This window comes from Amycolatopsis decaplanina DSM 44594, assembly GCF_000342005.1.
Taxonomy (GTDB): Bacteria; Actinomycetota; Actinomycetes; order Mycobacteriales; family Pseudonocardiaceae; genus Amycolatopsis; species Amycolatopsis decaplanina.
On the sequence record NZ_AOHO01000069.1, the window covers coordinates 78,811 to 97,827 of the forward strand.

21 protein-coding genes are annotated in these 19,017 nt (G+C 69.5%); 9 read left to right on the top strand and 12 right to left on the bottom strand.

Annotated features, from left to right (window positions below):
- Window positions 1-44: 44 nt before the first annotated feature.
- Window positions 45-272: a DUF2530 domain-containing protein gene (locus H074_RS27565; RefSeq protein ID WP_007033361.1), complete on the top strand. Its 228-nt coding sequence runs from the start codon at window positions 45-47 to the stop codon at window positions 270-272.
- Window positions 273-308: 36 nt separating this feature from the next.
- On the opposite strand, the gene H074_RS27570 is transcribed toward H074_RS27565, so the two are convergent.
- Both H074_RS27570 and H074_RS27575 read right to left on the bottom strand, forming a co-directional pair.
- On the bottom strand, window positions 309-3,119 hold the full coding sequence (locus H074_RS27570; protein WP_007033362.1) for a sacsin N-terminal ATP-binding-like domain-containing protein: 2,811 nt from the start codon (window positions 3,117-3,119) through the stop codon (window positions 309-311).
- Entirely contained in the window at window positions 3,109-4,092 is a 984-nt protein-coding gene (locus H074_RS27575) for a DUF3027 domain-containing protein (RefSeq protein ID WP_007033363.1), read from the bottom strand. Before H074_RS27575 ends, H074_RS27570 begins: the two co-directional genes overlap by 11 nt.
- 49 nt (window positions 4,093-4,141) lie before the next feature.
- On the opposite strand from H074_RS27575, the gene H074_RS27580 reads away from it, so the two are divergent.
- From H074_RS27580 to H074_RS27590, 3 genes are all read left to right on the top strand, one after another.
- Window positions 4,142-4,909 (top strand): glutaminyl-peptide cyclotransferase, encoded by a 768-nt coding sequence (locus H074_RS27580; RefSeq protein ID WP_007033364.1) that lies wholly within the window; start codon window positions 4,142-4,144, stop codon window positions 4,907-4,909.
- A 110-nt stretch (window positions 4,910-5,019) separates the two neighbouring features.
- The gene (locus H074_RS27585; protein WP_007033365.1) at window positions 5,020-6,960 is read left to right on the top strand and encodes an MFS transporter; all 1,941 of its coding nucleotides are present in this window, start codon (window positions 5,020-5,022) and stop codon (window positions 6,958-6,960) included.
- Between the two features lie 28 nt (window positions 6,961-6,988).
- Window positions 6,989-7,453 (top strand): DUF2771 family protein, encoded by a 465-nt coding sequence (locus H074_RS27590; protein WP_007033366.1) that lies wholly within the window; start codon window positions 6,989-6,991, stop codon window positions 7,451-7,453.
- 122 nt (window positions 7,454-7,575) lie between these two features.
- On the opposite strand, the gene H074_RS27595 is transcribed toward H074_RS27590, so the two are convergent.
- Window positions 7,576-7,962, bottom strand: a complete 387-nt coding sequence (locus H074_RS27595; RefSeq protein WP_007033367.1) for a cold-shock protein — start codon at window positions 7,960-7,962, stop codon at window positions 7,576-7,578.
- A gap of 131 nt (window positions 7,963-8,093) precedes the next feature.
- Between H074_RS27595 and H074_RS27600 the strand changes: the two genes are divergently transcribed.
- Window positions 8,094-8,339 (top strand): hypothetical protein, encoded by a 246-nt coding sequence (locus tag H074_RS27600; RefSeq protein WP_083920510.1) that lies wholly within the window; start codon window positions 8,094-8,096, stop codon window positions 8,337-8,339.
- On the opposite strand, the gene H074_RS27605 is transcribed toward H074_RS27600, so the two are convergent.
- Complete coding sequence (locus H074_RS27605) at window positions 8,275-8,928, bottom strand: HAD family hydrolase (protein WP_007033369.1); 654 nt, start codon at window positions 8,926-8,928, stop codon at window positions 8,275-8,277. The genes H074_RS27600 and H074_RS27605 overlap by 65 nt on opposite strands.
- 94 nt (window positions 8,929-9,022) lie before the next feature.
- Here H074_RS27605 and H074_RS27610 point away from each other — a divergent pair, with 94 nt between their 5' ends.
- Together H074_RS27610 and H074_RS27615 are read left to right on the top strand one after the other, a co-directional pair.
- Window positions 9,023-9,631 carry a TetR/AcrR family transcriptional regulator gene (locus tag H074_RS27610; RefSeq protein WP_007033370.1) on the top strand — a complete coding sequence of 203 codons (609 nt, stop codon included), beginning with the start codon at window positions 9,023-9,025 and terminating at the stop codon, window positions 9,629-9,631.
- A gap of 30 nt (window positions 9,632-9,661) precedes the next feature.
- On the top strand, window positions 9,662-10,633 hold the full coding sequence (locus tag H074_RS27615; protein WP_007033371.1) for a R2-like ligand-binding oxidase: 972 nt from the start codon (window positions 9,662-9,664) through the stop codon (window positions 10,631-10,633).
- Between the two features lie 102 nt (window positions 10,634-10,735).
- On the opposite strand, the gene H074_RS27620 is transcribed toward H074_RS27615, so the two are convergent.
- Entirely contained in the window at window positions 10,736-11,110 is a 375-nt protein-coding gene (locus H074_RS27620) for a hypothetical protein (RefSeq protein WP_039923533.1), read from the bottom strand.
- A gap of 164 nt (window positions 11,111-11,274) precedes the next feature.
- Complete coding sequence (locus H074_RS27625; RefSeq protein WP_007033373.1) at window positions 11,275-12,933, bottom strand: AMP-binding protein; 1,659 nt, start codon at window positions 12,931-12,933, stop codon at window positions 11,275-11,277.
- A 139-nt stretch (window positions 12,934-13,072) separates the two neighbouring features.
- Here H074_RS27625 and H074_RS27630 point away from each other — a divergent pair, with 139 nt between their 5' ends.
- The gene (locus H074_RS27630) at window positions 13,073-13,834 is read left to right on the top strand and encodes a PhzF family phenazine biosynthesis protein (RefSeq protein WP_039923562.1); all 762 of its coding nucleotides are present in this window, start codon (window positions 13,073-13,075) and stop codon (window positions 13,832-13,834) included.
- Window positions 13,834-14,208, top strand: a complete 375-nt coding sequence (locus H074_RS27635) for a YccF domain-containing protein (RefSeq protein ID WP_007033375.1) — start codon at window positions 13,834-13,836, stop codon at window positions 14,206-14,208. Before H074_RS27630 ends, H074_RS27635 begins: the two co-directional genes overlap by 1 nt.
- Window positions 14,209-14,265: 57 nt before the next feature.
- On the opposite strand, the gene H074_RS27640 is transcribed toward H074_RS27635, so the two are convergent.
- The 6 genes from H074_RS27640 to H074_RS27665 form a co-directional block, all read right to left on the bottom strand.
- The gene (locus H074_RS27640) at window positions 14,266-15,081 is read right to left on the bottom strand and encodes a metallophosphoesterase family protein (RefSeq protein ID WP_007033376.1); all 816 of its coding nucleotides are present in this window, start codon (window positions 15,079-15,081) and stop codon (window positions 14,266-14,268) included.
- A gap of 37 nt (window positions 15,082-15,118) precedes the next feature.
- Window positions 15,119-15,913, bottom strand: coding sequence for an HAD-IIA family hydrolase (locus tag H074_RS27645; RefSeq protein WP_007033377.1), 795 nt, complete (start codon window positions 15,911-15,913; stop codon window positions 15,119-15,121).
- 10 nt (window positions 15,914-15,923) lie between these two features.
- Window positions 15,924-16,988 (bottom strand): sulfate/molybdate ABC transporter ATP-binding protein, encoded by a 1,065-nt coding sequence (locus H074_RS27650; protein WP_007033378.1) that lies wholly within the window; start codon window positions 16,986-16,988, stop codon window positions 15,924-15,926.
- On the bottom strand, window positions 16,985-17,761 hold the full coding sequence (locus H074_RS27655) for an ABC transporter permease (protein WP_007033379.1): 777 nt from the start codon (window positions 17,759-17,761) through the stop codon (window positions 16,985-16,987). The genes H074_RS27650 and H074_RS27655 overlap by 4 nt, the downstream gene beginning before the upstream one ends.
- 76 nt (window positions 17,762-17,837) lie before the next feature.
- Window positions 17,838-18,599, bottom strand: a complete 762-nt coding sequence (gene modA, locus H074_RS27660) for a molybdate ABC transporter substrate-binding protein (RefSeq protein WP_007033380.1) — start codon at window positions 18,597-18,599, stop codon at window positions 17,838-17,840.
- Window positions 18,596-19,000: a TOBE domain-containing protein gene (locus H074_RS27665; protein WP_005156143.1), complete on the bottom strand. Its 405-nt coding sequence runs from the start codon at window positions 18,998-19,000 to the stop codon at window positions 18,596-18,598. Before H074_RS27665 ends, modA begins: the two co-directional genes overlap by 4 nt.
- Between the last annotated feature and the right edge of the window lie 17 nt (window positions 19,001-19,017).

Below are 19,017 nucleotides of genomic sequence, written 5' to 3' on the forward strand. Positions count from 1 at the left end.
CCCACGTGGGCGAATCGATCAATTCCGGGGAAGTAAACGGTTCATTGCGGCCAACGCCGGAGCTGCCGAAGCGGCTGACCGACCTGACGCCGGTCGTGATCGTAGGTACCTCGTTGTGGGCGGTCGCGACCGTGGTCCTGTTTTTTGTGACCGACGGCATCTGGGTGGAGACGGCGTTCTCCGGTCTCGTGCTCGGCTTCATCGGCCTCGCGATCATCGCCTGGCAGCGCGCCGCCGCCCGGCGAGGCTCGAAGAGCGCCCAACGCCTCTAGCCCACCCCGGACATCGCGAGTAGATGACGAATTGCGTCAGTTGAGGAGCGCGGAGGGCGAGGGGTCTTCGAGCAGGGCGGTCAGGACGTGGCGGTCGGCCCACCGGTCCGTGGCCCAGGCGAAGGCCCGGCCGAGGCCTTCGGGAGTGTCGGCGGCGTGCAGCCTGCCGTCGGACCACCAGGCGACTTCGTGCTCCGCGTCCTCGAAGGTCACCGTCAGCGCCTCGTGCAGCAACACTCCGCCTTCGGGCAGTTCGACGCCCAGCTGATCGGCGGCCAGCCGGAGCGCGGAAAGCTCCGTCCACGGCACGTACTCACCGTCTTCGGTGACCTTGGCGTCGAGACCGCTCGCCACCGGCAGGTCCAGCAGCTCCGCCAGCGCGACGGCCCCGCTCGCCGACACGACCATCCGCTCCGGCGCCAGCACGGCGGCGAACCACGGCACGTCGAGCACGACGGCGTTACCGGCGTCGACGGCCGATCCGTCCGCGGCACGGACACGATCCGGCGCCGGAACGTCCACTGTGTACTCGGCGAGCGCCGCGTGCGCCCGGGAAGCGAGTCCCGGACTCACCTTGCGCGCGGGATCTCCCAACCGCTCCAAGAGATCCTCGACGTCTTCGGCGTCCGTCCCCAGCTCCGTCCGGACACCGGCGGCGAGCAGGATTTCCTTGCTCAGTCCCGCATCCGGGACGACGTCGTAGAGCCCGGCCAGCGCGGCGGCTTCCGGCATCCGCCAGTCGAGCGGCGCGTGCCCGTCCAGCAGCGCGTACCGCGCGAGCCACCAGCCGGTGTGCCCGCCGGGTTCGATGAGGGCACGCCAGGTTTCGGGGCGCGCCGCGAGCAGGCGCAGCGCCTCCGGCCAGGCGTCGTCGCCGACGAGGTCGAGATCCCGCACGGCGAGCACCCGTGACGGCGGACGCTCCCGCGAGTCCCACCAGTCGTGCTCGTCGGGCAGGCCGTGCTCGGGCTCCAGCGGCTCGTCGTCGGTGATGATCGCGAATGAATCGAGTACCCCGACCGCGACGAGCGTGCCCACCGGCCAGTCGTCGGCGAATTCCTCGTCCAGCACGGACAAGGCGCCGTCTTCCTCGAACACCTCGGGGTCGAAGATGTCACCCAGCGGCGACGTGGGCAGGATGAGTTCGTCCGCACGCCGCCAGCCGTCCTCGCTCGGCAGGGCCAGCGCGCCCGCCCATCCGGGTGCTTCGTCGCCGACCTCGGCGATCAGGCGGAGCACCGCGCCCGCGAGGGCCATACCGTCCAAACCGGACCGGACGTCTTCGACACTGCGCTCGACCGCGGCGCTCAGCGCGTCGGCCTCGAGCAGGTCGCTCGCCTCGGCGTGCTTGGCTCCCAAGCGTTCCAGCAGCGGATGCGCGGCGGCCGGATGCACGAGCCGCAACCCGATGATGTCCACATCGGACAGCAGTTCGAGCAGTTCCGCCGAGCCGCCGACGAGCAGCGCGTCGCGAACGCCGGGCAGGGTGCGGCCGTCCGACATCGGCACCGGCAACGCGCCGAGGTCGTCCTTGGTGAGGTCGTGCGCTTCGAGCGCCGGGAGCAGTACGTCGTAGAGCGAACGCCACCACGAGGGTTCGCGCTGGACCCCGGTCAGCAGATCGATGGCCTCGGCGGGCGAAAGCGACCGCGCGCCGACGGCACGAAGGTCCACACCGGACAGTGAAGTCAGGCCGGGCACGAGATCGGCCAGCAGCGGCGCGAGCCCCGGGACGTCGACCGACAGGACACGCGCCTGACGCCCCGGCAAGTCGTCACCGGTTTGCGCGGGAAGCCAGGGCGAGTCGGCGAGATTTTCGAGGATGGCTTCCCGGATCATTCCGTCCACAGTGGAACGCGGGAACCCGGCGACGGGTACGAGCGCCAGGCGTTCCTTCCCAGGCAAGGAACAGACGAGATCGACGTACTCCCGCGCGGCGTTCTTCAGCGCGGCGGTCAGCTCCGGCCCCGGCAGCGCACGGCGGCGGGACGGCTCGATCGGCAGCGTCGCGATCAGCCTCGCCGGCAGGGAAAGCTCGTCGTCGGTCGGGGTCGGCGCGTGCAGGACGTCGTCACCGAGCGGCCTCGGCGAACCGGATCCGTCCAGCGGGACGGCCCAGACGACGTCGCCGCGATGGACCTGCCAGTGCCCGGCCGAACCGTCCGGGGAGGAGAGTTCGACGACGCCGTCGCCGAGATCGCTTCGGCGCCAAGCACCGCCTTCGACCTCGATGCTCTCCAGCCAGGACAACGTGAGGAGGAGATCGCCGATGTCGTTCTTCAGATCCGCGAGCAAGGCTTGGCCGTCGACGCCCTCGCGCAGCGGAAGCCGGACCTCGGTGGTGAAACCTTCCGGCACGGGAGGTTCGTCGTCCGCGACCGGCCACGGAAGCCGGAGCACGGGAACGTCACCGGCGCGGGCGGCCTCGGCCCGCGTGCGTTCCGCGGAGAACGCGACCCCGCCGGTCACCGAAACGATCCGCGGCTCGGCGGAAACCGTGAGCACGGCGGCGAAACCGACGCCGAAGCGGCCGACGGTCTCCTCCCCCTTGCCGGAAGCACGAAGGGAGGCAAGGGATTCGACCCCGCGGGCGTCCAACGGCGCACCCGTGTTGGCGAACCTCAGCTCACCGTCCACAACGGACACCCGGAGCCTGCCGCGGTCACCGGCGGCCAAGGCGGCGTCGGCGGCGTTCTGCGCCAGTTCGACGAACAGCCGGTCACGGTAGCCGCCGACGCGCAGGTCGTTCTCGGTGTTGGTGTCCTCGGTGAACCGCGTCGGCGAATCGGCCCACGCGCGCAGGACGGCGGTCCGTAGCCGCTCGGTGCCGAACGGATCAGTGCTCACTGGCGCTTTCGGCTTCGACCTGCGCTTCGTCGGCGGTCTCCGCGACGACGGCCTCGGGCTCGACCTCCGGCTGGACCTCGGCGGTCTCGGGTACCTCGGCCACCGGGGCCTCGGACTCGTCGACGACCGTGGCCTCGGCGGGCTCGGCCTCGGTTTCGGCTTCGGGCTCGGCGGCCTCGGCGGCTTCGGGCTCGGCGGCCTCGGCGGGAGCCTCCGGAGCGGGCTCGAAGTCCATCAGCGAGTCGTCGTAGACCAGTTCCGCCACCGGCACCGACGAGGTCACCTCGACCTCGATCTCGGAGTGCGCGCCGCAGCCGTACTCGACGTCGACGACATGGCCGTCCGCCGGGGAGATGTCGTTGGTGCACGCGCCGAAGGCCGCGCTGAGCGACCCCGCGAGCGGCACGAAGAACCCGCAGCTCCCGCAGACGTCCGGCGCGCTGCGCGCCATGTCCGACCGCGGGCCGAACTCGCCGCTGTGCCAGCGAGCGGCGGCGTCGAGCCTGCCGTGCCGGGACAGCACGTGGACCCGCCCGAGGCCGGTCTCCTTCGCGACCGCTTCGACCGCGGGGTCATCGGACTCCAGGTACGCCGGAGCGAGCCGAGGGTCGTCCTTCTCCGTCGGGAAGATGTCGCCGACACCGAGGTCGCCTGCCTGGACGCGGCGGTCCCACGGCACCCATGCCGGGGCGACGCGCGCGTCCGGCCCCGGGATCAACACGACCTCGCTGACCGTGACCGGCTCGTCCTCGCCGGCGAGCGCGACGGTCACCGACCAGCGCCAGCCCCGGTACCCCGTCACGGTCGCCTCGAACAGGTGGCTCGCGGAGACCGCGTCCTCGGAGTCCACGCCGACGTGCTCGCCGACCTGTTCGGCACCGGCGTCCTCCAGCACCGCCGCGCGGGCCAGATCGACCGCCTCGGCGAGTTTGCGCTGGATGGAGCCGTCGTCCAGGGTCAACAGCAGGGTCATGCCCCCATTCTGCCGCACGCGATATCGCGGTCCGTGTCAGGCTGTCCGCGTGCGCACGCTGATGACCACCTCGCTCCTGCTGGCCGCCGTCCTCGGTGGCTGCGCCGCCGCGCCGGTGAGCGACGCCGCCCCGCCCGCGCCCGAGAAACTCAAGGTGAGCGTGCTCTCGACACTGCCGCACGACCCGGCCGCCTTCACCCAAGGCCTCGAGTTCTCCGGCGAGACGCTGTACGAGGGCACCGGTCTGGTCGGGAAGTCGTCGATGCGGGCCGGGCCCGCGGGCGCGGCGCCGTCGGTCCGGCGGGAACTGCCCGGGCTGTTCGGCGAGGGCATCACGGTGCTCGGGCCGACGGCCTGGCAGATCACCTGGCAGGACGGCGTCGCGATCGAGCGCGACGCCAAGACGCTGGCCGAGCTCAGGCGCGTGAACTACACCGGCGAGGGCTGGGGGCTGTGCCACCGCGAGGGCACCGGGCAACTGGTGATGAGCGACGGCTCGTCGAAGCTGACCTTCCGCGACCCCGTGTCCTTCGCCCCGACAGGCGGCGTCGAAGTCGGGCGTGACCAGCTGAACGAGCTGGAATGCGTCGGCGACTCGGTGTACGCGAACGTCTGGCAGACCGACCGGATCCTGCGGATCGACGCCGCGACCGGACGGATCACCGGCGAGATCGACGCGTCCGGGCTGCTGGAGGAGGCCGAGCGGGGTTCCGCCGACGTCCTCAACGGCATCGCGGCGGTGCCGGAGACCGACGAGTTCCTGATCACCGGCAAGCTCTGGCCGAGGATGTTCCGGGTGAAGTTCGTCCCGAACTAGAGAGAAAACCGCGAAGCTTTGCTTCTCCTTTGAGGGTGTCGGCGGGGGCTTGGATGGAGAAAGCAGTGGTGAACGCGCGAAGCGAGGCCCGCGTAAGGCAGGATTGAAGCGTGGGAATCTTCGGCTCGAACTCTGGACCCGACGGCGCGCCTTCCGGCAGGCCGGGCAAGGAGCGTGGCCGCAAGAGCAAGCGGAAGTGGACGCCGGAGCCCGGCGCCGCCCAGGCGCGCAGCTGGTCCGCGCCGCCGCCGACCCGCGTCGACCAGCAGCCGGTGCCGCCCGCCCCGCCGCGCGCCGCCCGCCCCCAGCCGCAGCACCAACCCCAGTACCAGCCGCATCCGGCCGGGCCGACCGCCGACGAGGCGCGCACGGGCGCGATCCCGATGGGGCATCACCACCAGCCACCGCCGCCCCCGCCTCGGACACCTCCCCGCGGCGCGCGGCCGTATCCGGATCCTTCGCAGCGGCAGACCGAGCCCGTCCGGCGTCGCCCGGGTGGGTTCTACGACGAACACCCGCCGGGCAGCGGCGAGTACGAGCACTACGACACCGGCGGTTACGCGGGCGAACCCCGGGTCGCCGAGGAACAGCCGCACGAGCATCCGACGACCGCGGTCCCGCCGAGAGCGGGCGCCCTGCCGAAGATGCCGAAAAAGATCACGGTCACCCGGGTCGCGGCGATGCGCAGCCGTCAGCTCACCGGGCAGGCCGTCGGCGCATTCCAGCGCGCGGCGAAAGCGGATGGCGCCGACAAGTCGGGCCTGACCTCGCTGACGTACGCGGTGATGCTGAACTACGCCAGCGACGCCGCGATGGCGATCGCGCTGGCCAACACCTTGTTCTTCGCCGCCACCAGCGGGGAGAGCAAGGGCAAGGTCGCGCTCTACCTGCTCATCACGATCGCACCGTTCGCGCTGGTCGCGCCGGTGATCGGCCCGGCGCTGGACAAGATCCAGCGCGGCCGCAGGCTCGCGATGTGCGTGTCCTCGGCAGGGCAGGCGCTGATGGCGATCGTGATGGCGCTGCACTTCGACGACTGGCTCCTGTACCCGGCCGCGCTGGGCATGATGGTGCTCTCGAAGTCGTTCACCGTGCTCAAGGCCGCGGTGACGCCACGGGTGCTGCCACCCGAGATCACCCTTTCGAAGACGAACGCCCGGCTCACCGTGTTCGGGCTGGTCGCCGCCGGGGTGTTCGGCGCGCTGGCGAGCGGGGTCAACGCGATCTGGGGCTCACAGGGCGCGCTGTGGTTCACCATGCTGATCTGCGTCGCGGCCGCGGTGCAGTCGATGCGGATCCCGTCCTGGGTCGAGAAGACCGAGGGCGAGGTGCCGGCTTCGCTGTCCGCGCATCCCGAGCGACGGGTCAAGAAGCAGCGGCAGCCGATGGGACGCCAGATCGTCCTCTCGTTGTGGGGCAACGGCACCGTCCGCGTGCTGACCGGATTCCTGATGATGTTCTCCGCGTTCGCGGTGAAGGCGCAGGCCGAGGGCAGCGGGCAGAGCCCGTTCGACCAGCTGCTGCTGCTCGGCGTCATCGGCGCCGCGGCCGGTGCCGGTGGTTTCCTGGGCAACGCGCTGGGTTCGCGGCTGCACTTCGGCAAACCGGATCAGGTGATCCTGGCCTGTGTCGGAGCCTGTCTGGGCATCGCGGTCATCGCCACCGTGGCGGCGGGGCTGGCGACGGCGGCGATCGTCGCGCTCGTCGGCGCGACCGCGAGCGCGCTGGCGAAGATCAGCCTCGACGCCGTCATCCAGGAAGACCTGCCGGAAGAGTCGCGCGCGTCGGCGTTCGGGCGGTCTGAGACCGTGCTGCAGATGTCCTGGTGCTTCGGCGGTGCCGTCGGCCTGCTGCTGCCGCCGACGTACTGGATCGGCTTCCTCGTGCTGTCGATCCTGCTGGCCGTCGGGTTCACGCAGACGTTCATGGTCCGGCGCGGGACTTCGCTGATCCCGGGTCTCGGCGGCGACCGCCCGCTGCGCCCGGAGCCGACCAGCGAATCGCCGGTGCCCTCGCAGCCCGGTGACTCCCGGTGGCGGCCGGGCTCGTAATCTTCACCCTATGCGGCGACTTCGTATTTTGGCCCTGCTCGCGGCGGGTGGTTTCGTGGTGGCCGGTTGTTCGGCCCCCGGGCCCGAAGAGGTGACCTTCTTCGCCGACGGGAAGACGGTGAACGTCACCCCGCTGGCGTCCTGCGACATCAAGAGCGCCCAGTGCACGACCAGGCCCGACGCCGCCGGCAAGCTGCGCATCCGGCCGGGGAAGCCGGTGCAGATCTCGGTGCCGAGCGCGATCGCGGAAACGCCGTGGAAGGTCACGGTGCAGTACGTGAACGGCAAGGGCGAGCCGCAGGAGCTCAAGCAGGACATCATCACGTCGCTGGACCGGTTCGCCTACACCGTGACGACACCCCGGCCCGACGACCAGATCCTCGTCGTCGAGGTCGCGCAGGCTTCGGTGATCAGCCAGACCGGCCGCCCGGAGGACGCCGAGGCGGTCACGACGGCGATCTGGTCGCTGCAGGTCGAGCCGCCTGCCGCCTGAGGGAGCAAGGGACCTTTGCTACCGCCCGCGGGTCTCTGCCTGATCTGAGTACGTGAAGGCCCCCTTCATTGCGCCTAGCGCAATGAAGGGGGCCTTCACGTACTTGGCCGGAGGGGCGCCGATCAGGGGTCGAGGTCCCTGGCGACGGCGCGCATGATCTCGGCGATCTGCTTGGTGTGCTTCCGGTCCGGGTAGCGGTTGCGCCGCAGGTCCGGCTGCACCTTGAGCTCGAGCAGCTTGATCATGTCCTCGATGAGCCCGTGCAGCTCCTCGGCGGGACGTCGGCGCGCCTCGGCGACCGAGGGCGGCGGGTCCAGCAGCCGGACCGAGAGCGCTTGCGGGCCGCGGCGGCCGTCGGCGACACCGAACTCGAGGCGCTGGCCCGCCTTGAGCCCTTCGACGCCCTGCGGCAGCGCGGCTTTGCGGATGTAGACGTCGGCGCCCCCATCCTGGGTGACGAAACCGAAACCCTTCTCCGCGTCGTACCACTTGACCTTGCCGGTCGGCACTTCCCTCACCAGTCCTTTGCTGTCCTGCTCACAACGAACGCGCCCGGGGCGTACCCAGGGCGCGCGTCCCATAAGCGTATCTCGCCACAGGCCCTGTGGAGAAGCGGATACCGGCGGATACCCTCTGTTTCATGGAGACCGCAGTAAAGGAGGCCGCTGTGGCCGCCCCCGAAAAGCCCGGCAAACCGATCCTCATGCGTGTCGGCATCGGCCTGTTCGCGCTCGGCATGATCGCCGTCACAGCGGTGTTCGTCATGTTCGCCGCCGGACTGGAGAACCTGCCGGTGTGGCTGTCCGCCGCCGCGGGCGTGATCACTCCGCTGGGACTGGCCCTCGGCCTGATCGCCCTGGTTCGCGAGGCTCGCCGAAAGAGCTGAACCAGCCGGGGAACTCGGTCAGCGAGTCGAACACCACGTCGGCTCCTTCCGCGAGCAGCTCTTCCTTGGTGCACGGGCCCGTCGTGACCCCGACCGGGACCGCGCCCGCCGCCAGCGCGCCGCGGATGTCGCCGACGTGATCCCCGACGTAGACGTGGGCGCCGTGCTCGGTGAGCGCGGCGGCCTTCTCGGTCGACCACAGCTCTCCGACCAGGACGTCGACCTCGAAACCGAGCGCGTCCAGGTGGAGTTTCGCGTTGGGCCCGTACTTGCCGGTGACGACGACGGTGCGCCCGCCCGCCTCACGGACCGCGTGCAGTGTTTCGGCCGCTCCCGGCATCGCGACCGTCACCGGCACGACCGTCTCCGGGTACATCGCGCGGAAGCGCGTCACCAGCTCCGGGATGCGCTCCTCCGGAGCGCCGAAGCCCCGCAGGCTGGCGTCGAGGGGCGGGCCGAGGTTGGCCGCGAAGAACTCGCCGTCCAGCGGCAGGCCGGATTCCACGCCGAGCGCGTTCATCACCGCGACCATGCCCGGTCGCGGATCGATCAATGTCATGTCGAGGTCGAACCCCACCGTGATGCCCACCCGGCCACGGTAGCCGCCGCCACCGACTGATTTACATCGAATGGGTGCCCGTCAACTTCTTTGACATGGACGTGATCTGTGTCAAGCTGGGAGTGTGGGCGACATCACGAGCTTCTCCGATCGAACCAAGGCCTCTCTGCGGGAGGCTCTGCTCGACGCGGCCACCGACCTGCTCACCGAACGCGGCTACACGGCCCTGCGGATGGCGGACGTCGCCGCCCGCGCCGGAGTGAGCAGGCAGACCGTCTACAACGAGTTCGGCAACAAGGGCACGCTCGCCGAGGCCGTGATCCTCCGGACGACGTCGGAGTTCCTGGAAGGCATCCGCCTGCGCGTCCAGGACGCGCGGGACCTGCGCGACGGGATCCGGGTGGCGGTCGTCCACACGATCGAGCACGCCCGCGAGAACCGGCTCGTCGCCACGACACTCGGCACCGAAGCGGGCGAGGACCTCCTTCCCCTGCTGACCACCAAGGGCGAACCGATCCTGACCGCGGCCACCGAGGTCGCGGCCGGGCAGTACCGCGAGTTCGAGCCGTCCCTCTCCCCGGAATCCGCCGCGCTGCTGGCGGAGACCGTCGTGCGGCTTTCCCTGTCCCATCTCGTCATGCCGACGCATTCGGCCGACGAGGCGGCGGCTTCGGTCGTCGCCGTGCTGGCGCCGGCCATCCGGGCGCTGACCACCGATCAGTCCACAATTTAGTCCACAATGGAGTGACATGAAGGGTACGTCATGACCGATACGGTCTCCGAACTGCGGACCGGTTTTTCCTCACTGCGCGAAGGCGGACTGAATTGGGACTCGTTCCCGTTGCGGCTGTTCGTCAAGGGGAACAAGAAGTTCTGGAACCCCGCCGACATCGACTTCTCCCGGGAGCGCGAGGGCTGGGAGAAGCTCAACCCGGAGCAGCAGCGGTCGGCGACGTACCTGGTGTCGCAGTTCATCGCCGGTGAAGAGGCTGTCACCGAAGACATCCAGCCGTTCATGCGGGCGATGTCCGCGACAGGGCGTTTCGGTGACGAGATGTACCTGACGCAGTTCTGCTTCGAAGAGGCCAAGCACACCGAGGTGTTCCGCCGTTGGATGGATGCCGTCGGACTGACCGGCGACCTGCACCCGTTCGTCGCGGAGAATCCCCACTATCGCAAGCTCTTCTACGAAGAGCTGCCACAGTCACTGCGGGCGCTGGAGGAAGACCCGAGTCCGCTCAACCAGATCCGGGCGAGCGTCACCTACAACCACGTCATCGAAGGCAGTCTCGCGCTGACCGGGTACTACTCGTGGCAGCTGATCTGCACGCAGCACAACATCCTGCCGGGTGTGCAGGAGGTGGTACGCCGTATCGGCGACGACGAACGCCGCCACATGGCCTGGGGCACCTTCACCTGCCGCCGTCACGTCGCCGCGGACGACTCACTGTGGGACGCGGTGCAGCAGCGGATGGGCGAGCTGCTACCCCACGCGCTCGACATGATCCAGTGGGTGCAGAACCAGTTCGAAGAGACTCCCTTCGACTTCGACCAGGACGAGATCACCCAGTACGCGGCCGACCGGGCGCGGCGCCGGCTGGGCGCGATCGAATCCGCGCGCGGGATGCCGGTGGAGCAGATCGACCTCGACTACTCGCCGGAGGACCTCGAGGAGACCTTCGGCGAAGAAGACGCGAAGGCGATCGCCGAGGCCGCCGCCAATTCCGCTGCTTGACGTTCGTGAAGGCCTCCTTCCCTACTCTGAGGGTAGGGAAGGAGGCCTTCACGGACACTTACCCCGCGGCCCTGCGGACGTCCGCAGGGCCGTCCTGAAGTGTCAGAGACCGATCGCGCCGAGGGTGCCGCTCAGGACTCCCTGGCCGTCGCCGGTGCTGGAGTGGGTCTCATATGACCCGGCACCGTCCTGGCCCGCCCAGCCACTGTGCTGCCGGTACCGGCTGTCGCCGTTCCGGTTCGCGGTGGCGGAGGTGTCGCTGGTCGCGGCACCGTCCGGGCCGGCGGCCGTCGAGTTCTCGTGGAACGAACTCGACCCGCGATGGGTGCCGGCCTGCACGCTGTGCGTCGCTGCGCCGTCCGGTCCGGCCTGGACCTCGGTGCTGCCATAGCTGTCCGCCGAGGCGATGCCGGCGGCTCCGATCATCAGCGGCAGAGCCAGTGCCGAAGCGACCATGGTGCGGCGAATCGTACGCATGAGAATTCCCCTTTTCCTTACGGTTGCGGGATTTCTGTTCGGGACGCTGTCACCGTCCTGATCACAGGCTGCCCGTCGTCACGGAGTCCCATGCATACGAAAGTTGTGAACGATCACACCGCGAGAGTGGCCCATCCGACGCGGACAGGCCTCCGAAGGCGCGGTCAGGCGTGCTTCGTCGCGGCCGCCTTTTCCAGGCCGAGGATGCTGATCGACTCCGCCCGCATCTCGACCTTGCGCACCTTCCCGGTCACCGTCATCGGGAACTCCTCGACGACGTGGACGTAACGCGGGATCTTGTAGCGCGCCAGCTTCCCCTCGCAGAACTCTCGCACCGCTTCGGCCGTCAGCGGCGCCGCGCCTTCGCGCATGCGGATCCACGCCATCAGTTCCTCGCCGTACTTCTCGTCCGGGACGCCGATGACCTGCGCGTCGAGAATGTCCGGATGGGTGTAGAGGAACTCCTCGATCTCGCGCGGGTACAGGTTCTCCCCGCCGCGGATGACCATGTCCTTGATCCGGCCGGTGATGTTGACGTACCCGTCGGCGTCCATGATCGCGAGGTCGCCGGTGTGCATCCACCGCGCCGCGTCGATCGCCTCGGCCGTCTTGTCGGCCTGCTCCCAGTAGCCGAGCATCACCGAGTAGCCGCGGGTGCAGAGTTCGCCCGGTTCGCCGCGCGGCACGGTCAGCCCGGTCTCCGGATCGACGACCTTCACCTCCAGATGCGGCCCGACCCGTCCGACCGTCGACACCCGCCGCTCCACCGAATCGTCCGCGCGGGTCTGCGTGGACACCGGCGACGTCTCGGTCATGCCGTAGCAGATCGACACCTCCGCCATGCCCATCCGGTCGATGACCTGCTTCATCACCTCGACCGGACAGGGCGAGCCCGCCATGATCCCGGTGCGCAGCGAGGACAGGTCGTGGGAAGCGAAGTCCGGGTCGGCCAGTTCGGCGATGAACATCGTCGGGACCCCGTACAAGGACGTGCATTTCTCGGCCGCGACGGCTTCGAGGGTGGCCTTCGGCTCGAACGCGGGCGCCGGGATGACCATGCACGCGCCGTGGGTCGTCGCCGCGAGATTGCCCATCACCATGCCGAAGCAGTGATAGAAGGGCACGGGGATGCACACCTTGTCGGCTTCGGTGTAGTTGCAGAGTTCGCCGACGAAGTAGCCGTTGTTGAGGATGTTGTGGTGGCTGAGCGTGGCGCCCTTGGGGAAACCGGTGGTGCCGGAGGTGTACTGGATGTTGATCGGATCGTCCGCGGAGAGCTCGCTCTGCCGCTTGGCCAGCGGCGCGCGGTCGGCCTTGCCGCCGACCTCCAGCAGTGACGGCCACTCGGGGCTGTCGAGCAGCACGACGTGTTCCAGCGCCGGGCATTTCGGCCCCGCTTCGGCGATCATGCCCGCGTAATCCGAGGTCTTGAACGAGTTCGCGGCCACGATGAGCTTGATCCCGGCCTGATTGAGCACGTATTCGAGTTCGTGCGAGCGGTACGCCGGGTTGATGTTGACAAGGATGGCGCCGATCTTCGCGGACGCGTACTGGACGCAGGTCCATTCCCACCGGTTCGGCGACCAGATGCCGACGCGGTCGCCCTTGGCGATCCCGAGGCCCAGCAGGCCCAGCGCGAGCGCGTCCACCTCGGCGGCGAGTTCGGTGTAGGTCCAGCGCTTCCCGGCGGCGCGGTCGACGAGCGCGTCCCGGTCGCCGAAGGCGGCGACGGTGCGATCGAAGTTGTCGCCGATGGTGTCCCCCAGCAGCGGGGTGTCCGAGATTCCCGATGCGTAGCTTGGCAAGGCGGGGGCGTCGGGCATGGAGACTCCTGCGTTCGGCGGCATCGACGCGTCGAGTCTAGGAACGTGGCGTGACCGCGGCCACCTGCAAGTGGAGACCCGTGACACCTCAGGGGAAACCCGGAGGCCGGGGCCGGCCGTGCCCGATATCGTCGAGGACATGCGCCTCTACATCGTCGATGCCTTCACTTCCGAGGCCTTCGCCGGTAACTCCGCCGGCGTCGTGCTGCTGGACTCGCCGGGCGACGCGGGCTGGATGCAGTCGGTCGCCGCCGAGTTGAAGCACGCCGAGACGGCCTTCGTCGAGGTCGGTGGCGAAGGCCCGAAGTCGCTTCGCTGGTTCACGCCGGAGACCGAAGTCGACCTGTGCGGGCACGCGACGCTGGCGACCACGCACGTCCTCGGCGGGGAGCAGACCTTCACGACGAGAAGCGGCGAGTTGCGCTGCCGCGCCGAAGACGGCTGGGTGTCGATGGACTTCCCGTCGGATCCGCCCCGCGAGTCGGACGACGATCTGTCGCCGATCCTGCCGGGCCTGGAGTTCGAGTACGTCGGGCGAAGCCTCCAGAACCTGTTCGCGGTGGTGGACGACGCCTCCGTGGTCCGCTCGTTGGAGCCGGACCTGGCCGCGCTGCGCACGCACTGGAACGGACGGCTGATGGTCACCGCACCGGGTGACGTGGACGGGATCGACTTCGTCACCCGGTTCTTCGCGCCGGGCGTCGGCATCGATGAAGACCCGGTCACCGGCTCAGCGCACTGCGTCCTCGCGCCGTACTGGGCCGCGCGTCTGGGCCGGGAAGAGCTCGTCGGCGAGCAGGCCTCGGCACGCGGTGGCATCGTGCGCATGAGTCTCGAAGGCGACCGCGTCCTGCTTTCGGGTCAGGCGGTCACCGTGGCCAGCGGGGAGTTGCACGTCTGATGCGCCTGATCCTGAACGTCATCTGGCTCGTGCTGTGTGGCCTGTGGATGGCCCTCGGCTACATCGTCGCGGGTGTCATCTGCTGCATCCTGATCGTCACCATCCCGTTCGGGCTGGCTTCGTTCCGGATCGCGGCCTACGCGCTCTGGCCGTTCGGCCGCACCGTCGTGGATCGGCGCGACGCCGGGGCCGCGTCGACGATCGGCAACGTCATCTGGTTCATCTTCGCCGGGCTCTGGCTCGCCATCGGGCATGTGCTGACCGGGGTGGCGCTCTGCGTCACGATCATCGGGATTCCGCTGGGTGTGGCGAACTTCAAGATGATCCCGGTCTCGCTGATGCCGCTGGGCAAGGAGATCGTCGAGCTTCCGTGACATCTGTCGGGCGCTGAAGTCTCCGCCGGGCGCGGGGCGCCCTTGGGGAGACCGTCTTCAATCTTCGGGTTCCCACGGCAGCGGGATGATCAGGCAGGGACCGCCGACGAACAACCCGCCGTCGATCCCCAGCGCCTTCCCGCCCGCATAGAGATACGGCCCCTCGATCTGCGCCGGATGGATCCCGAGCTGGTCGGCGATGACGCTGTGCCCGTGCACGATCCGCTCTCCGCCGAGCCGGTCCATGAGTTGCTGCGCGACGTCGGCGCCTTCCGGGCCGCGGAAGGCGTAGCGCGTGGTCATCCGCCGCCACACGTCCCACCAGGCCTGGATGTCGTTGCCTTCGAGGATCTCGCGGCCGCGCGCGTTGATCTCGTCGATGTCCTCGCCCCAGCCGAGGTACTCGAGCGTGTCCGAGTGCATCAGCAGGTGGTCCGCGGCCAGCGTCAGCATCGGGCGCGACGTCAGCCATTCGATGTGCTGCGGGGTGAGCCTGTCCTGGTCTTCGAGCAGTCCGCCGTTGATCTCCCAGCTGCGGGCGAAGCTGCGCGGCCCGAAGTCGGACGGCACCTCCGTGTCGCCGAAGTGGTACATCCCCAGCAGCAGGATCTCGTGGTTGCCCAGCAGCGTCCCGCAGTGCCCGCCCGCGGTGGCGGCCTGCCGTTCCAACCGCATCACCAGGTCGATGACGCCGACGCCATCGGGCCCCCGGTCGACGAAGTCGCCGAGGAACCAGAGGGTCGCTTCGCCGCCGGCCCAGTCGTCGTCGGAGTCGAGCAGCCCCTTCTCCCGGAGCGCCTCGGCCAGCTCGTCCCGGTGTCCGTGCACGTCACCGACCACGTAGGTCGGGGACGCGGGCTGATCGTCGTGCATCGTCTGACGATAAGCCCTCCGCATGCGGCTGTGCCGCTCAGCCTTCGCCGAACGGGTCGGCGGTGCGCCCGACCAGATCGGCGATCGAGTCGATGATCTTGGTCGGCCGGTACGGGTAGTGCTCGGCGCTCTCCCGCGTGGAGATGCCGGTCAGCACCAGGATCGTCTGAAGTCCGGCCTCGATTCCCGAGTGGACGTCGGTGTCCATCCGGTCGCCGATCATCAGCGTCGACTCCGAATGCGCGCCGAGCCGCCGCAGCGCGGAGCGCATCATCAGCGGGTTCGGCTTGCCGACGTAGTACGGCGAGCGGCCGGTGGCCTTCTCGATCAGTGCGGCGACCGAACCGGTGGCGGGCATCGAGCCCTCCATGCTCGGGCCGGTGGCGTCCGGGTTGGTGGCGATGAACTTCGCGCCGCCCTCGATCAGCCTGATCGCGCGGGTTATGGCGCTGAAGCTGTACGTGCGCGTCTCGCCGAGGACGACGTAGTCCGGGTCGCGTTCGGTCAGCACGTAGCCGACCTCGTGCAGGGCTGTGGTGAGCCCGGCTTCGCCGATCACGAACGCCGAGCCGTTCGGCCGTTGCGAAGCGAGGAACTTCGCGGTCGCCAGCGCGGAGGTCCAGATGGCCTCCTCGGGGATGTCGAGACCGGTCCGCTCGAGCCTCGCCCGCAGGTCGCGCGGGGTGTAGATCGAGTTGTTGGTCAGCACCAGGAAGCCGATGTCGTTGGCGCGCAGCTCCTTGAGGAACTCGTCCGCGCCGGGCACGAGGTGCTCCTCCTGCACCAGCACGCCATCCATGTCGCTGAGGTATGTCCAACGGCGCTCGTTCATGGGTCCCACCCTAATGATCGGAGACGGCGTGAACAGCCACGGACGCCGCCTTGACCGAAAGATTGACCGGTGTGCCGGGTTCGAGCGCCAGTTCGGCGACCGCGGCCGGGGTGAGGTCGGCGGCGAGGCCCGCCGCCCAGTCGTCACCGCGGGACCGGACGCGGATCACCGGTCCGTGTGGTTCGAGGGCGTCGACGATTCCCTCGACGGTGTTGCGCGGGCTGCCCCGGTGCTCGCCGTCCTTCAAGTACACGGCGACGGCGCTGGGCGGGAACACCGCGACCGCCGCTTCGCCCTCGACGACGTCCTCGGCCGGAATTCCGGCCAACTGCCCGCCTGACGTGCGCAAACCACCTTCCACCGCGGTGCCGGGCACCAGGTTGAGCCCGGCGATCCTCGCGGTGAACGCCGTGCGCGGCGCGGAGAGGACCTTGCGGGTCTCGCCGCGTTCGACGATCCGGCCGCCGTCGAGGACGGCGACGTGATCGGCCAGCGCCAGCGCGTCGAGCGGATCGTGGGTGACCAGTACGGTCGGCGGTCCGGAACGCAACACCCGCCGAAGGAGCCCGCGGATGGCGGGCGCCGCGTCGACGTCCAGCGCGGCGAAGGGCTCGTCGAGCAACAGAAGTCCCGGTTCGGCCGCCAATGCCCGCGCAATCGCGACCCGCTGCGCCTGCCCGCCGGAGAGCTGGGCGGGCCGCCGTCCGGCCAGTTCGAGCGCGTCCACTTCGGTCAGCCACTCCCGCGCACGCCGCTTCGCCTCGGCGCGCCCGGCGCCGGTCGAGCGCGGCGCGAAGGCGACGTTGTCCAAAGCGGACAGATGCGGGAAGAGCAGGGCGTCCTGGGAAAGCAGGCCGATACCGCGCGCGTGCGGCGGCAGGCCCGCAAGATCACGGCCGTCGAGAGTGATCCGTGCCCGATTCGGCCGGAGCAGACCGGCGAGGCAGCCCAGCACACTGGACTTCCCCGACCCGTTCGGGCCGAGCAGGGCGAGCACTCCCCCGCCGGGGACTTCGAAGCCGACGTCCAAGGTGAACTCGCCGCGCCGGAGGGCGATCTCGGCCGAAAGGGTCACGACCGGACTCCTTCGAGCGCGCGCGGCCGGGCGAGCGCGATCACCGCGACAGCGACCAGGATGAGCAGCAACGCGAGCGCCACCGCGCTGTCGACGTCGACCTCGGCCTGGGTGTAGACCTCCAGCGGCAGGGTCCGGGTCACCCCTTCCAGGCTGCCGGCGAAGGTGATCGTCGCGCCGAACTCGCCCAGCGCCCGCGCGAAACTCAGCACGATGCCCGAACCGAGCGCGGGCAGCAGCAGCGGCAGCGTGACCCGGCGGAACACCGTCCACGGCTTGGCGCCCAGCGTCGAAGCGACCCTTTCGTACCGGTCACCGGCACCCCGGAGGGCTCCTTCGAGGCTGACCACCAGGAACGGCATCGCGACGAACGTCTGCGCGATGACCACGGCGGCCGTGGTGAACGGCACCTGCTCACCGGTCAGCGTGGTCACCAGGATGCCCAGGAAACCCCTGCGGCCCAGCAAGTACAGCAACGCCAGGCCACCGACCACCGGCGGCAGGACGAGCGGCAGCAGCACCACCGCGCGCAGCACGCGAACCCCGCGAGCCCCTGAGCGTGCGAGCACCACGGCGAGCGGGACACCGAGTAGTACACAGGCCACAGTGGACAGTCCGGCGGTGGTCAGCGAGAGCTTGAGCGCGTTCAGCGAGGACGCCGAGGTGATGAGGCTCGGGAAGCGCGTCAGATCCGAGCGCGCCAGCAGCCCGACGACCGGCAGCACCACGAGCGCCAGTGCGCAGATCGCCGGCGGCCAGAGCACCCACGGCACCCCGCCCCCCGCAAGTCGGTGCCGTCTTGCGGTGCTTGCGCGCACATCTATCGCAAGTAGGTGACTACTTGCGGGGTCAGGGCGTGCCAAAACCGACCTTCGCGAGTTCTTTCTTGCCTTCGGCACTGAGGACGAAGTCCCTGAACAGCCTGGCGAGGTCAGCCTGGGGAGCGTCCTTCACCACCGCGATCGGGTAGTCGTTGATCGCGCCCGCCGCCTCGGGAAAGTCCACTTTGTCCACCTTCGCGGCCGCCGACGTCGCGTCGGTGACATAGACGAGCCCGGCGTCGGCGTCGCCCGATTGCACCTTCGCGAGCACCGACTTGACGTCCTGCTCCTCGCTCGCCGGCTTGAGCGTGACCCCGGACGACCGCTGGACCTTCTTCGCCGCAGACCCGCACGGCACCTGCGGCGCGCAGACGACCACGGTCAGCCCGTCCTTCGCGAGATCCGCCAGCCCCTTGATGCCCTTGGGGTTGCCCTTGCCGACGGCGATGGCGAGCCGGTTGGTGGCGAACACCGACGGCTGCCCGTCGATCACCTCGCCCTTGGCGGCCTTGTCCATATTGGCCTGATCGGCGGAGGCGAACACGTCCGCTTTCGCGCCCTGGGTCAGCTTCTGGACCAGAGCAGAGGAGCCCTCGAAACTGAACTTCACGGTCACCCCGGAGTTCCGCGCCTCGAACTGCTTGCCCAGCGCCCCGAAGGACTCGGTCAGCGACGCCGCCGCGAACACGGTCAGCGTCCTGGATTCGGCCGTCGCGGTGACGGGCCCATCCGCGCCGCAGGCCGTCGCGGCCAGTGCCAGCGCGAGCAGGGCGGGGACGAGTCTCCTCATCGGCTTCCTTCCGGGGTTTCGATCACGACGGTGGTCGCCTTGACGACGGCGACCGCCAGCACCCCGGGCCTCAGCCCGAGCTCACGGACAGCTTCGGCGCTCATCAGGGAGACCACGCGATGCGGGCCGCACTGCAGTTCGACCTGTGCCATCACCTTGTCCGTGACGACCTCGGTGACGAGGCCGACGAACCGGTTGCGCGCGGAGCGGCCGACGTTCGAAGGATCTTCTGGCTGTTCGGCCTGCGCCTTGGCGAACGCGGCCAGTTCGGCGCCGTCGACGACCTTGCGACCCGCCGAGTCGTCGAACGCGGTCAGCTGGCCCGCGCGCACCCAGCGGCGGACGGTGTCGTCGCTGACGCCGAGCAAGCGAGCGGCCTCGGACAACCGAAATTGCGGCATGGCTGCGAGGTTACTTC

Coding starts and splice junctions, on each gene's coding strand:
- H074_RS27575 (WP_007033363.1), bottom strand. CDS start 4,092: ATGACCCTGCTGTTGACCCTGGACGACGGCTCCATCCAGCGCAAACTC.
- H074_RS27640 (WP_007033376.1), bottom strand. CDS start 15,081: ATGCACGACGATCAGCCCGCGTCCCCGACCTACGTGGTCGGTGACGTG.
- H074_RS27615 (WP_007033371.1), top strand. CDS start 9,662: ATGACCGATACGGTCTCCGAACTGCGGACCGGTTTTTCCTCACTGCGC.
- modA (WP_007033380.1), bottom strand. CDS start 18,599: ATGAGGAGACTCGTCCCCGCCCTGCTCGCGCTGGCACTGGCCGCGACG.
- H074_RS27620 (WP_039923533.1), bottom strand. CDS start 11,110: ATGCGTACGATTCGCCGCACCATGGTCGCTTCGGCACTGGCTCTGCCG.
- H074_RS27635 (WP_007033375.1), top strand. CDS start 13,834: ATGCGCCTGATCCTGAACGTCATCTGGCTCGTGCTGTGTGGCCTGTGG.
- H074_RS27600 (WP_083920510.1), top strand. CDS start 8,094: ATGGAGACCGCAGTAAAGGAGGCCGCTGTGGCCGCCCCCGAAAAGCCC.
- H074_RS27625 (WP_007033373.1), bottom strand. CDS start 12,933: ATGCCCGACGCCCCCGCCTTGCCAAGCTACGCATCGGGAATCTCGGAC.
- H074_RS27665 (WP_005156143.1), bottom strand. CDS start 19,000: ATGCCGCAATTTCGGTTGTCCGAGGCCGCTCGCTTGCTCGGCGTCAGC.
- H074_RS27645 (WP_007033377.1), bottom strand. CDS start 15,913: ATGAACGAGCGCCGTTGGACATACCTCAGCGACATGGATGGCGTGCTG.
- H074_RS27630 (WP_039923562.1), top strand. CDS start 13,073: ATGCGCCTCTACATCGTCGATGCCTTCACTTCCGAGGCCTTCGCCGGT.